This window comes from Aquimarina sp. AD10 (assembly GCF_003443715.1).
In the GTDB taxonomy this organism is placed as follows: domain Bacteria; phylum Bacteroidota; class Bacteroidia; order Flavobacteriales; family Flavobacteriaceae; genus Aquimarina; species Aquimarina aggregata.
This window is the reverse complement of sequence record NZ_CP031965.1, coordinates 3,389,744-3,403,646: the sequence shown is the minus strand read 5'-3', so window position 1 is coordinate 3,403,646 and position 13,903 is coordinate 3,389,744. Positions and strand designations below refer to the sequence as shown.

Sequence of the window (13,903 nt, the reverse complement as noted above, 5' to 3'; positions counted from 1 at the left end):
TTTAAAATTTAAACAAATGATTGCACAAAAACAGCTCTTATTATTCATCTCGCTTGCCGTTGTGGGAATATTTTATTCCTGTAACCGAGAAGAATTAGAACAGGATTCGGGAACTATCCAAAAAATTGAAGTAAATGAAGGAACTCTAACTTTTGAAACTCAAGCTTCTTTTGAAAATACGATTGAATACTTAATGAAAAATCAAAGTAACCTAGATCAATGGGAATCTCAATTCTCAACCTTCGTTTCAATGCGAACTGCATTTGAAAATATTTCTGAAAATGATATAGAAACTATGTCTAAGAATAATTCTAATTCAGGATTTGAAAACCTTGTAACTTTTACTGAAGCCGATGGGGAAATTGAAGCTAGAATGAACATAGACGATTTGGTTTTGGCTACCATAGTGAATGAAGAAGGTCTTGTACAAGTAGGTGCTTCTGCGTATAAAATTAGATACAATAAGCTTTATAAAGTTGATAAAAGTAACTTAGATATTTTAAAGTCGATAGATGATCTTGAAATGAAGAATTCATTAAAATCAAATAATATCGAGAGTTTTTCTGTGACACACAATTATTTCCAATTTGATGCAGGAGAATTACAAACTAAGGCAGATAGAGATTGTACAAAACGATATTGGAAAAAGAAAAGAAAACGTCTTAAAGGTGAGCAATGGACTACTAATATAGGACCCTTTTATTCTGGAGCTGGAGCAAGAACCAAACACCAAAAGAGATCTGCAAGAATCTGGTGGAGAAATAAAACCCAGCGCTTAAGATTAAGACTTAATGGAACGTATACTCAATATTTTAATGGTATCCCATCTCCTCCAATAAATGTAAATGAAGATAGTGGATGGAGAACCGATGACGGAAGAGAAGCATATACATTCGATTTCTGTGTTAATGCAAACTGTAGTTTTCAAATAAATTCGTTGTCATCAATACATGAATGTACGTGTGATGATGGTAATTATGAACGATGCGATATCGTTTTTTAAATCTCTAGAATTAAGTATAGAAGTGATCATCTACACACTGATCGCTTCTATGCTAATTTTTCGATTATATTCTTTAACCTTAAAACCTTTTAAAATGTTACACAATTACAACCAACATGCCTTGATATTCAAAGGTGTTAAACTCATTTTGATTTGCTTTTTGTTTTTATTGCCAGTTCTTCAATATGGACAGGATGAATTGCCGAGACACTCTAAAAATGTTGATATGACATTTGATAAAAACACCGACTTGAGTAAAAACGGATCAAATGTTATTTCAAAAACCATTACTGAAAAAGGCGCAACTTGGCTTCGACTTTTTTTTACCGACGTGCAACTTGACAACAATAGTTCGATAACTATCACTTCAGTTTTAGATGGGGCTAGTCAAGTTTTAAAAGCAGAAACATTAAATGAATGGAATAACAGTAGCGCATATTTTAATGGTGATTCGGTAATTGTAACGCTCAATAGTGATTCTAGCAAAACATTAGATAGCTTTAAAATATATGAGTTAAGTATTGGGGAGTCGACTACCAAAAATCCAGAATCAATTTGTGGACCTAACGACGACCGGGTATCGTCATCAGATCGAGCAATTGGTAGAATTGTACCGATAGGATGTACCGGATGGATTGTTTCTAATGGGAAATTAGTTACTTCGGGGCACTGTGTTGGTAGTCGTGCTCAAATTATCGAATTTAATGTTCCAAAATCAAATACGAATGGAAGTATTGTTCATCCATCACCACAAGATCAATATCCAATAGGAAATTTTGTATCTCCATATCCAGGAAGTCCCTCTCAAGTAAATGATTGGGCAGTATTTACCGCTTCATCAAATTCAGTAACTGGATTGACTCCTATACAAGCACAAGGAAAAGCTTTTAATGTAGTTAGAAATAACCCAGGCAATACGATAAGAATATCGGGTTTTGGTACAGACTCAGGTAGAGATAATCAAAGTCAACAAACCCATACAGGTCCACTATCCTCTGTGGATAATAGTTTTGTGAGATATTCTACAGATACAACAGGTGGAAATTCTGGAAGCCCTATTGTAGACGAAGCCACTGGTAGTGCTGTCGGTGTACATGGTTATGGGGGGTGTAGTTCGTCTGGCGGATCTAATATGGGGATCAGAGCTACAGTAACAGGATTCTGGAATGCATTAGGATTATCTAACAGTGGTACCCGTTATCCAATTAGTTGGACAGATGCCGTAAATGTATCGGTAAACCAAAATAACTTAACTAAAACATCTAATACAGGTTGGAATGCAGGAGCTGCTTCGACCAATGTTATTCCTGCAAATCGAGATGGGTTTATAGAAATGACAGTTGGAAACCCAAGTACCGATGTAATGTTTGGCCTTTCTTATAGTAATACAAACGCCAGCTGGAATACGCTAGATTTTAATTTATACATGTCCAGATTCAGAGGAGGAAATATTGTAATATTTCAAAGAGGGACTCAAATTACTAGTAACTCAGAATTAGGAAAATATAATCGAGGAGATGTGGTAAGAGTAGAGCGTAAAGGAAGTGTTGTGAATTTCAAAAGAAATGGAAACATCTTATATAGTCTTCCTGTAGATCGATCAAGATCACTTATTGCAGATGTGGCTTTGTATGATAAAAACTCACAAGTGCTTAAGGCATATTGCTCAGCTCCGGCTCCGAATCGTTATCCAATTAGTTGGACTGATGCTGTAAACGTATCGGTAAACCAAAATAACTTAACTAAAACATCAGGTACTGGGTGGAACGGAGGTGCTGCTTCTATAAATCGAATACCGGCAAATCAAGATGGATATATTGAGATGACTATTGGAAACGCAAGTACGGATGTTATGTTTGGCCTTTCTTATAGCAATACAAATGCTACTTGGAATACGATAGATTTTAATTTATACATGTCCAGGTTTAGAGGTGGGAATATTGTAATCTTTCAAAGAGCCAATCAAATTACTAGTAATTCAGAATTAGGTAAATACGCTCAAGGAGATATCGTAAGGGTAGAGCGTAAAGGGAGTGTCGTCAATTTCATGAAAAATGGAAGTGTTCTTTATAGCCTTCCTGTAGATCGCTCAAGATCAATGATTGCTGATGTTGCTTTATATGATAAAAATTCCCAGGTGTTAAAAGCTTATTGCTCAGCTCCAGCGCTTCGATCTACTAATGAGGACTTAACAGAAGAGGAAGAAACTTTTGTAAAAGTTAAAACCATTGATGAAATTGAAAAAGTAATATTGAGTCCTAATCCTGCATCTACAACAACTTCATTAATGATCAATTCAAAAATGAATGCTCAATTAGGCATGATCATTTATGGAGCACATGGTAAGACGTTAATTCAAAAACAAATTTTTATAAAATCAGGAACAAATCAAATAGATGTTGATGTGTCAAATTTCCCTAAAGGGTTATATATGGTACAGTTACTATATTCAGATGGAAGTCATAAGTCAGTCAAATTAGTTAGAAAATAATGTTTTAATAGTTAGATTGGGGGTAATCTATTTGCATTATTTTAAACCCGTATTGATATCATATCAATACGGGTTTTTTGTTTTACCGTTTTATGTTAATTATCCGCAGCTGGTTTACGTTGTAGAAGTACTGCCGAGATCAATGAGATGATAAATCCAATAATAAGAACAGTAGCAAACATGAGAAAGAAATTCATAAAGATGTTTGAAAACAATTCTTTTTGCGACTCTAATTTTGCTAATTCTATTTTAAATTCTGCTTCAGGAAGAGTGTTTTTTATTTCCTGAATGTAATGTGCATAGTACTCAGCCATAAAATCCGGATTAATATATTTAATATAGATCACGTCTAATATCCCAAATGCTAATGCTGCGATTAAGGTAATTAGTATGCCGATTAGTAATGCTTTGCCAAAAGAAACAATACCCCCATTCTCGTTATCTCGATAAAATTTTATCCCAAAAAATACAAATAACAAGGAGATGATCATGCCAGCATACCCTATGACTTCTTGTATAGAATAGTCTAGACTTTTACCTAAAAACCATCCTGCTAAAGCTAAAACGCATATGCTTGCAGCACTTAATAAACCATACTTAATAACGACTTTTTTCATTTTACTATATATTTATTATTTGTTGTCAAAAGTAGATTTTGATAGGTATAAAGAACTCATACTAAAGTATGAAATAAGCCATAATAATCGAGTTCATGTTAAAAATAATAATAATTGAAGATTCTATCGTACAAGTCAAAAACAAGAAATATAAATAGATAAATTGTATTCTACTTTAGTATGATTTGGTGGTTATTGCTCTAGAATTTGAAGTTTTTTGGCAATTTGAATAGCTTGTGTACGCCGTTTAGCATCTAGTTTTAATAGTACATTAGAGACATGTGTTTTAATAGTGTTCTCAGAAACAAAAAGTTTTTCTGCGATCTCTTTGTTTGATAAGCCGATAGCGATCTCACATAGAACTTCATATTCTCGTTTACTTAAGCCAATTTCTTTGATTTTGTTATAGTCAATTTCTTGAATAGGTTTTTGGTCTTTATGAAGTATTCTTTTATTGATCATAATTCCAATACCAAAAAATACTAAGGCAATAATGGCAATAACAGTTTCTACAGACGAATTTCCTGTAGCGATAGTATATTTACTAATTTGAAATAATGCTAGTAAGGCTAGCACTAAGCTTCCAAAAATTAAAATAGTCTTCTTCACACCATAAAAATAGTAAAACTGAAATTTACTTGGACAGTAAATTAATTTCTTGTGTAAGGTTACTTTTTGCTTGAGTTTCGAATTTTTTAAAGAAATGTTCAGTTTTATAGATTCTGGACATTTCTTTAAAATGATGTAGTACTTTGATTCTTCCTCTTTGATACATAAAATCAGGATAATATTTATACTCTTTGCGTACATTTTGAGTATAGATTTTATAGTTTTCTTGATCAGCACCTAAAATAGAAAGATCTGCATCGGTAAAATAGTTTATGTCTTGATTATTAGAAATATTGTGCCCTTTGGTAGCCAATATGATCTCTTCACATATTTTGATTCGTTCTTTTTTAATTGTTGTTAAAGAGTTTAATACAGACACTGCTTTAATTGCACTTTGTTCTTCGTTATTTTTTTTGAGAACGTCATATATGTAATCATGATAAAACAAAGCAAATAATACCATATCCCAATCTTGAATCTCATCTTTGATTTCAATTAAGTAATAATAGATATGTTCCAAATGAGTAAGATTATGGTAATATCTCCTTTTTGAAGTATGTTTTTTTTCAATCTCTTTCCATAAAGATTCAATGTATATTGGATCTGTGCTATATTTAGAAAGTAATGATATGAAAATGTCTTTTAACAAAACTTAGTTTTGATTTTATCTACAATAGTTTGTGCGAGCTTTTCTTTGGATTCAACAGTCCATCCAGCTACATGAGGACTTAATATAACATTATCCATTTTAAGCAATTTTGCAAAGGCATCTGGCATTTCCTTTTTTGAAGTAAAAAGATTTTCAAAAGAGGATTTTTCATATTCTAGAACATCTAATCCAGCTCCCAGTATTTTTTTTTGAGTCAAGGCTTCAACTAAATCCTTGGTGACAACACTTTTACCTCGAGCGGTATTAATAAGCCAAAATGGCTTTTTAAACTTGGTAATGAATGCTTTGTTAATCATGCCAATTGTTTTCGGAGTTTCGGGAGTGTGCAAACTTAAAACATCAGTCTTTTCAAAAAGCTCCTGTAGCTCTACTTGTGTTGCATTACTATCCTCAATATCTTCGAGAATATCATAACAAATAACTTCTACATTAAATCCCCGCAATTTTTTTGCAAAGGCTCTTCCCATATTTCCATATCCAATAATACCTACTGTTTTTTGATCTAATTCGATACCTCTATGTGCTTCACGTAACCATTGTCCATCTCGAACACTTTGATTTCCTTGATTTAACTTATTAAACAATGATAAAATCATCCCTAGGGTATGTTCGCCAACTGCATTGCGATTTCCTTCTGGGGCATTAAATAGTTGTATGCCTTGTTTTGAAGCATATTGAGTGTCGATATTCTCTAGTCCAGCACCAACACGACCAATAAACTTTAGTTTTTTAGCTTTATCTAGAAAAGTTTTATCAATTGCAAAACGACTTCTGATAATAATCCCATCATAGATTCCAATTTTGGATTCGACCTCTTCTTTTGTAGAAGTATAATCTTCGTCATTTTGAAAGCCTAAAGCATTAAGTTGATCAAGTAATATGGTATGATTGGTGTCTAGATGAAGTATTTTCATATGGTATGAGAATTAGTACTTCAAAATTAAGTATTAAAAATAAAAAACCACAACGTTTACAGCTGTGGTTTAAAAAAATAGTATTCAATTTTGAAACTAATATTCATCATCATCATCACCTCCGGCATCATCTGTATTTTGTTCTGTTAAAAGATTTAATTTTGGGATAGGAGTGATTGTGTTTTTATTTCCTCCAAATATGGTATTGATGTTGGTTTTAAAAAAATCAAATCCCTGTATTGTCTTCATATCATATGTGCTTTAAAGTTATCCTAAACTTAGTGAAATAATAAACAAATAGCATACTTATATAACAAAGTAGCTTCATCATCATGATGATATTTATCTCTAACTTTATTAGTAAGTTTGTTAGTGATGAAGTATTATGTTCCCTTTCTTATATTTTTTCTTTCAATAAGTACTCTGAGTCAAGAGACAGACACTACTTTTGTTCGTCTCAAAACCACGATAGGAAATGCTGTAGAAGATACAACCAAGATTAACGCATTGTTTTCTTTGGGGGTTTATCAATTGGATCATAATTTTGATAGGGCAGAACAAAACTTTAAAGAAGCTTTATTGTTGATTGCAAACAAAGAGTCAAAAAAACTACTTCATCAAAAAGCGGCGATTTATGTACAGATGGGTGTTGTAAATAGGCGCAAAGCAAATTATCCGGATGCTATTGCCTATCACCTAAAAGCTATGAAATATTATGAGCAATTAAAGGATACGTCTGGTATTGGAGATGTGTTTCATAATATGGCCATGGTATATCGTTATCAGAGAGTACACAGAAAAGCCATTGAGCATTTTAAGCGAGCTATTCCCTTAAAAGAAATAGTAAAGGATTCTGCTGGTTTGGGTGCTGCATATAATATGTTAGGGGTCTCATATAGGCAAAATCAACAAATAGATTCTGCATTAATTTGTTATCAAATGGCCAAAAGGATATTTGAGAATAGTAAGGATGTGAACAATGTATACAGAGTCAATAATAATATGGGAGTATTATACCAAAAACTTGATCAATATGATAAAGCGTTAGCGATACAGTATGAAAACTTAAAACGTTGTAAACGTTTAGGAAAACAACTGTCGATGTGTGTAACACATTATAATATTTCTTCAGTTTTTAAGAGAAAAAAAGAATGGTACAAATCGTTACAACATGCAGATTCTTCTCTGCAAATTGGGTTAGCAGAAAATTTTAGAGAACGCATATCTGTAGCGTATCGCAGAAAAAGCTTTATCCATAACAAAATGGGAGATTTTAAAAACGCTTATGAAGATTATCGAAAATTTAATAGATATTCAGATTCTATTTTTAATTTGGAAAACGAGAAAAAGATTCAGGCCCTAGAGTTAAATTATGAATTTCAAAAAGAAAAACAAGCTGATAGTCTTCAATTTGCACAAGAGAAACGAGAAGTAAAACTTATAGCACAAACAGAAGCTTCAAAAAAGAAATTATACCTTGCCTTATTACTAATTACAATTGTAGGGGCAGCTATTATTGGGTATTTAATACGCCGTAATTATCAACAACGTTCAAAACTTACCAAAGCTACCTATGAGAATGAAAAAAAGATATTGGATCAGGAAATTAAAGGTAAAGAAGAGGATATTAAGCGTTTGATTGCAGATAATAGTATGCGTTTAGCATTTAAAGAAGAACTACTTGAAAAAATAAAAACTGAAGTAATAGGAGCAGAGTCCGAAAAGGTAAAAAAATCTCTAAACTCTTTAACTACAAAATTAAAGTTGCAAATCGAAACAGAAAGTAAATTATCTGGGTTGCAGGATAAGATTGATCATGTAAACCAAAATTTTGATACCAAACTTCAGAAATTGTATCCAGAACTCACCAAAGGAGAACGAGAAGTATGTGCATTGCTACGTCTTAGTTTATCAATAAAAGAAATTATGACGATCCGTAATGTGTCCTCTGATTCTGTAAAATCGATGCGTCGACGTATCCGAAAAAAAATGAATGTTTCTTCAGAGGTTGAATTGGAGAAATTTATTCAAGATTTAACTTAAAAAAGTATAGTGACACCTTTTGACACCACCATTTCCTTGGTGTTTGTATAAGTTGTAGGTAATATTGCGTAAACCTAAAAATGTAGTTTTACCGTTGTTCATTATCTCTTTTATCATATTGTTTTTGAAAATAACACTGTCATATGTTCTTGTATGTATTTTATTAATCATTAATGGTTATTTTATTTGGAATTTCTTACAGAATCGTTCAAAAATACAAGAGTTAGAAAATGAGAATAAACTATTTGCTACACAACTCAAAGTAAAAGAAGATGAAGTCAGGAATCTTATGGCAGATAACAGTATGCGTTTGACGTTTAAAGAAGAATGGTTAGCAAAGCTAAAAAATGAAGTTCTAGTAGCTACAGATGAAACAGAATTAAAGCAATCTCTTAACTCTTTGATTGCTCAATTACGCTTGCAGATCGATACTGAAAATAAATTAGCAGGATTACAAGAGAAGATAGATTATAACAATATAAGTTTTGACCAAAAGCTTCAGGAATTGTTTCCGGATTTGACCAAAGGTGAGCGTGAAGTTTGTGCTTTACTGCGGCTTAATCTTTCTATCAAAGAGATCATGATCATCCGTAATGTCTCTTCAGATTCGGTTAAATCCATGCGCCGTCGTATCCGTAAAAAAATGAATATTTCACAAGATATAGAACTTGAAAGCTTTATTCAGCAATTAGTATAGTGTCAATGCATACTCTTGAGGATATACGTACCTGTGTTTTGTGCGTTAACGATCAAATGACACCTTTTGACACCTCCAAAATCTCTTTAAAACCAGTAGTTTATAGTATTATTGCAATCATACCTAATAAACCCCGAAATATGAGAAAACAGTTACTCTTCGTTTTGAGCACTATTGTATTAGTATTCATAACAACAATCAAACTAAATGCGCAAACAGGTAATGAAGTTCTTGGTGATAATGCTGCTCCCGGAATAACCACGGGAAATTATAATACTATTGTTGGCGATGAAGCTGGTAAGGCTTTAACAACTTCTTCTCAAAACACATTATTGGGATATCAGTCTGGTAGATCCATAACTGCATTTGCAACGGATAATGTTTTTGTTGGGTATGATTCTGGGCTTAGTAATTTAACTGGGGATGATAATGTGTTTATAGGCTCCAAATCTGGATATAGCAATACTAGTGGTAGTAGAAATTTATATCTAGGCTCAGAATCTGGATATAGTAATACTAGAGGTAGGAATAATTTATATCTAGGCTCAGAATCTGGATATAATAATATAAGTGGTAGTGATAATTTATATTTAGGTTATAGATCCGGATATTATACCAGTACGGGATACGATAACATAGTAATTGGTAAAGAAGCAGGAGGATATAATGACGGAATCTCATTAGGAGATCCTAATTTTAAAAATTCGGTAATCATAGGAACAGAAGCCGGGAATAAGATACAAAATGCTGAAAGAGTGGTCTTTTTAGGAGATGGAGCGGGATATAGTACAACTACAGGTGCTCGAAATGTGTTTCTAGGGTATCATTCAGGATATAGAAACACTACAGGTAATTATAATGTTTTTGTAGGTGATGCTACCGGAGTATTTAATACGGAAGGTCGCAGTAATACCTTTGTAGGAGGCTTGCTGAGTGAATCTGTGGATAACAATGGAGTTCTTGATTTTCGAGGATCAGCAGGAGATGGTAACACCACAGGGGTTAATAATTCTTTTTTTGGAGCAGGAGCAGGTACAGATAATGGTACAGGTTCAGAAAATACATTTATAGGAGGTAATGCAGGCGCAAGAAATGAGTTTGGAGATTATAATACATTTATAGGTTTTCAGGCAGGAGTTCGTAATAATGTGAGTAATAGTACTACCAATGCAAGTAACAATACTTTTGTGGGATGGAGAGCCGGAGCATATAATGAAGAGGGAGCTAATAATATAGTCATGGGATATAATGCTGGTTTTGTAGAGGGAAACGATGGTAGTAATAATAGCATCGTTATCGGATATGAAGCAAAAATTACCGGAAGTACAGATCGAACCAATAATGTAATACTAGGTGCTAATGCCAGCGTAGAAGCAGATTATGCTGTGGCTATAGGAGCAGGAGCTACCACCACTACCAATAACAGTATGGTTTTGGGAGGGGTTACTACTACAGACAGATTAAGTGTCGGTATTGCGACAGCAACACCAAATCAAAATGCATCTTTAGAACTGGCCGATACTGATAAGGGATTCTTGGTTAATAGAATCACCACAGTACAACGTATAGCAATGGAAACTTCCGCAGCAAACGGTAATCCTTTGGCAACTACTGAAGCTGGGATGATGGTTTATGATACCGATCTATCGGCATTATTTTTATGGGACGGAACGCAATGGGTAAATTCTACCATAGATACAGATACTGATGATCAAACCGTAGATGTATTTCAATTAAATGGTGATGATTTAGAACTATCCTTGCTAGATGATGCTGAAGCTACCAAAACGGTAAATCTTTCGGGATATCTTGATAATACAGATGCTCAAGATTTAGAACTTTCTAGTAACACCTTAAGTTTGACTAATGATGGCACAACGGTTGATTTATCTAGGTATTTAGATAATACCGATAGCCAGGAACTTTCTTTAGCTACGAATACATTGAGTATTTCTGGTGGATCAGCTACAGTGGATCTTGCAGGATACCTTGATAACACTGATGCACAAGACTTAGAATTGTCTAGTAATACCTTAAGTTTAACCAATGATGGTACAACAGTAGATTTATCTGGATACCTTGATAATACCGATGGACAAACGTTAAGTCTTACTAACGGAAACTTAAGTATTACCGGAGGAAATAGTATTGATATCTCTGTGCTACAAGATGGTACAGGAACAGATAATCAAACCTTGGTCCTGTCATCTAATATGCTAAGCGTCTCGAATGGAAACAGTGTGGATCTTTCGGCTTATGTAAATACCGATACTCAGGATTTAACATCAGCTAGTTTAAGTGGGACTAATCTTACGATTGCCATAGAAAATGGAAGTTCAGTATCAGTTGATTTGGCTCCGGTTATATCAGATTTAGCATCAAATTTTACTGATGCTCAAAACGAAATTTCCAATCTGGAAGCAGAAAATAACGAACAGCAAACTCTTATTGATGAATTAATCAACCGTTTGAATACATTAGAAGAAAGTGTTGCAAATATAGATAACCCAACAGCAAAAGGGAATACTGCGATTTTATATCAAAATATTCCCAATCCGTTTAATAGCACATCTTCTATAAAATATTATTTGCCAGATGGAATCAATAATGCTTCTGTAGTATTTAGTAATTCAAATGGACAGCTCATATCTACAATTTCGATCAAACAAAGTGGCAATGGTGAACTAAATATAAATAGTGACGGATTGGCTACAGGGACATATTTCTATACACTATATGTTGGAAGAACAAAAATTGATACTAAGAAAATGGTGATTAAATAATGCTATAATCATCATTTACAACCTATTTTATGGTTGAAGAGGCATAGTAGATTTATTTATACATCAAAACCACTCATTTTGTTGGGTGGTTTAACTTATTATTGAATTAGGTGATTTTGAAGTTATGAAAATGAATATACCTTCTCATTTTTTTATTTTCTTTACACTTAATAACACAGAGAGAAGAGAATACTTTGGCAAGATCACAACAAGAATTTCAATCAGCTTATACAAAAACAGATAGTATTGCTTTGTTATTAAATTTAGCAGAATTTCAATACGATCAGGATTTTAGTAATGCAAACTATACTCATAAAAATGCTTCGATAGGTCAACTTGGAAATTTTAGAACAAATTAAATTGTCATAGGTAAATGTTGAAATTGTAAGTTCTTTTTTTAAATTTTGTAATAATTTGAAAACCATAAGTAGTACTATTTTGATAGAGGTCTTTTTATTTTAGAGGAAGCAATCAGTAATTTTTTATTAAAAATTATGTAATCAATCTCTTATGAAAATTCGACTTCTTTTAACCTCGCTATTTCTATCCATACTATTGCTAAGTTGCAAACAATCAAATCCTAAAGAAATAATTACTAATGAAGACTCTAAACCAAAAATTGCAGAACGCTATACTGCAGATTGGCAATCTTTAAAAAAGCATAATGCAGCCCCCGAGTGGTTTCAAGATGCTAAATTTGGTATTTATTTTCATTGGGGAGTGTATTCTGTTCCTGCATTTGGTAATGAATGGTATCCTAATAAAATGTATAAGCCGGGAACAAAAGAATTTGAACATCATAAAAAAACTTATGGAGACCAATCAGTATTTGGATATCACCATTTTATTCCCAAGTTTACGGCAGAGAATTTTGATGCTGACCAATGGGCAGACTTATTTAAAAAATCAGGAGCCAAATTTGCAGGCCCAGTAGCACAACATCACGATGGTTTTGCGATGTGGGACAGTAAAGTTAATCCTTGGAATGCCAAAAATAAAGGTCCTAAAAAGGATATCACTGGTGAGCTTGCAAAAGCCTTGAGGAAAAAAGAAATGAAACTCATTACTACCTTTCATCATGCGCGTAACTTGCAACGTAATATTACTAACCCTAACCGGTTAGATGCTTTTGATAGCCATTATTTTTATAATCCAAAATATCATACGGGTACAAAAGACCCTGAACTAGGAAAGTTGTATGGTCTAATATCACCTAAAGAATTTGAGCAATACTGGTATGATCAAATAGTAGAAGTAGTAGATCAATATCAGCCAGATATCATTTGGTTTGATACCTGGTTTAATAGTATAGATCAACAAAAGGTAAAAGAGATGTGCAGCTATTATTTTAATAATGCCAAAACTAATGATCAAGAAGTCGTTATTGCCTATAAACAATCTGATTTGCCAAAAGAAATAGGAGTAAAGGATATAGAACAGGGAGGAAGGCGCGAATTAGGAGAGTTGCCATGGATGACTGATATTACGCTAAGTAATAATTCATGGTGTTATGTGTCTGGACAAACCTATAAGACTGCTGATTTAGTACTTCGAAATATGATAGATGTTGTTAGTAAGAACGGAGTTGTGCTTTTAAATATTTCTCCAAAAGCAGATGGTACCATTCCGCTAGAACAGCGAAAAGTATTAGAAGAATTAGGAGATTGGTTCTCAAAATACGGAGAAGCTATTTATAATACCAGACCCTACAGTATCTTCGGATTTGGAACTGCTACTGCCGAAGCCGGTGAGTTTGGCGGACAATCTGCTACAGTAGCCTATACATCAGATGATGTAAGGCTAACCCAGTCTAAAGATGGAAAAACAGTGTATATGATGTTATTGGGTAAGCCACAAGCCGGCAAAAAAATAAACTATCATATGCTTTCTCCACATAGGTATTACCCCAATTCTGATGTAAAAAAGATAACGTTACTAGGGACCAATATTCCTGTAGAATTCCATTCTGATGATTATAGACAATTTGAAATTACAATCCCTAAAGCACCAATGGATGAATTAAGTACGGTATTTAAAATTGAATTAGAATAAACAAGATATTTAGATTGGTTAGGC

General features: G+C 33.3%; 12 protein-coding genes. 7 read left to right on the top strand and 5 right to left on the bottom strand.

Annotated elements, in window-relative coordinates:
- The first annotated feature begins 16 nt into the window (after window positions 1–16).
- Window positions 17–1,003, top strand: a complete 987-nt coding sequence (locus D1816_RS14190) for a hypothetical protein (RefSeq protein ID WP_066314883.1) — start codon at window positions 17–19, stop codon at window positions 1,001–1,003.
- A gap of 94 nt (window positions 1,004–1,097) precedes the next feature.
- Window positions 1,098–3,494, top strand: coding sequence for a trypsin-like peptidase domain-containing protein (locus D1816_RS14185; protein WP_158597816.1), 2,397 nt, complete (start codon window positions 1,098–1,100; stop codon window positions 3,492–3,494).
- A gap of 95 nt (window positions 3,495–3,589) precedes the next feature.
- On the opposite strand, the gene D1816_RS14180 is transcribed toward D1816_RS14185, so the two are convergent.
- The 5 genes from D1816_RS14180 to D1816_RS25670 form a co-directional block, all read right to left on the bottom strand.
- Window positions 3,590–4,111 (bottom strand): DUF4199 domain-containing protein, encoded by a 522-nt coding sequence (locus tag D1816_RS14180; RefSeq protein WP_066314877.1) that lies wholly within the window; start codon window positions 4,109–4,111, stop codon window positions 3,590–3,592.
- Window positions 4,112–4,303: 192 nt separating this feature from the next.
- A complete protein-coding gene (locus D1816_RS26245) occupies window positions 4,304–4,720 on the bottom strand; it encodes a response regulator transcription factor (RefSeq protein WP_066314875.1) in 417 nt (138 codons plus the stop codon).
- Window positions 4,721–4,745: 25 nt separating this feature from the next.
- The gene (locus tag D1816_RS14170) at window positions 4,746–5,369 is read right to left on the bottom strand and encodes a hypothetical protein (protein ID WP_118503665.1); all 624 of its coding nucleotides are present in this window, start codon (window positions 5,367–5,369) and stop codon (window positions 4,746–4,748) included.
- On the bottom strand, window positions 5,363–6,304 hold the full coding sequence (locus D1816_RS14165; RefSeq protein ID WP_118503663.1) for a 2-hydroxyacid dehydrogenase: 942 nt from the start codon (window positions 6,302–6,304) through the stop codon (window positions 5,363–5,365). Before D1816_RS14165 ends, D1816_RS14170 begins: the two co-directional genes overlap by 7 nt.
- A gap of 96 nt (window positions 6,305–6,400) precedes the next feature.
- A complete protein-coding gene (locus tag D1816_RS25670) occupies window positions 6,401–6,553 on the bottom strand; it encodes a hypothetical protein (RefSeq protein WP_158597815.1) in 153 nt (50 codons plus the stop codon).
- 126 nt (window positions 6,554–6,679) lie between these two features.
- Between D1816_RS25670 and D1816_RS14160 the strand changes: the two genes are divergently transcribed.
- The 5 genes from D1816_RS14160 (at window position 6,680) to D1816_RS14145 (ending at window position 13,879) form a co-directional block, all read left to right on the top strand.
- Window positions 6,680–8,347, top strand: coding sequence for a tetratricopeptide repeat protein (locus tag D1816_RS14160; RefSeq protein ID WP_118503661.1), 1,668 nt, complete (start codon window positions 6,680–6,682; stop codon window positions 8,345–8,347).
- Between the two features lie 124 nt (window positions 8,348–8,471).
- Window positions 8,472–9,044: a hypothetical protein gene (locus D1816_RS14155; protein ID WP_118503659.1), complete on the top strand. Its 573-nt coding sequence runs from the start codon at window positions 8,472–8,474 to the stop codon at window positions 9,042–9,044.
- Window positions 9,045–9,184: 140 nt separating this feature from the next.
- Entirely contained in the window at window positions 9,185–11,827 is a 2,643-nt protein-coding gene (locus D1816_RS14150; RefSeq protein ID WP_158597814.1) for a T9SS type A sorting domain-containing protein, read from the top strand.
- Window positions 11,828–12,021: 194 nt separating this feature from the next.
- Window positions 12,022–12,186, top strand: coding sequence for a hypothetical protein (locus D1816_RS25665; RefSeq protein WP_158597813.1), 165 nt, complete (start codon window positions 12,022–12,024; stop codon window positions 12,184–12,186).
- Between the two features lie 151 nt (window positions 12,187–12,337).
- Window positions 12,338–13,879 (top strand): alpha-L-fucosidase, encoded by a 1,542-nt coding sequence (locus tag D1816_RS14145; protein WP_118503655.1) that lies wholly within the window; start codon window positions 12,338–12,340, stop codon window positions 13,877–13,879.
- The last annotated feature ends 24 nt before the right edge of the window (window positions 13,880–13,903 follow it).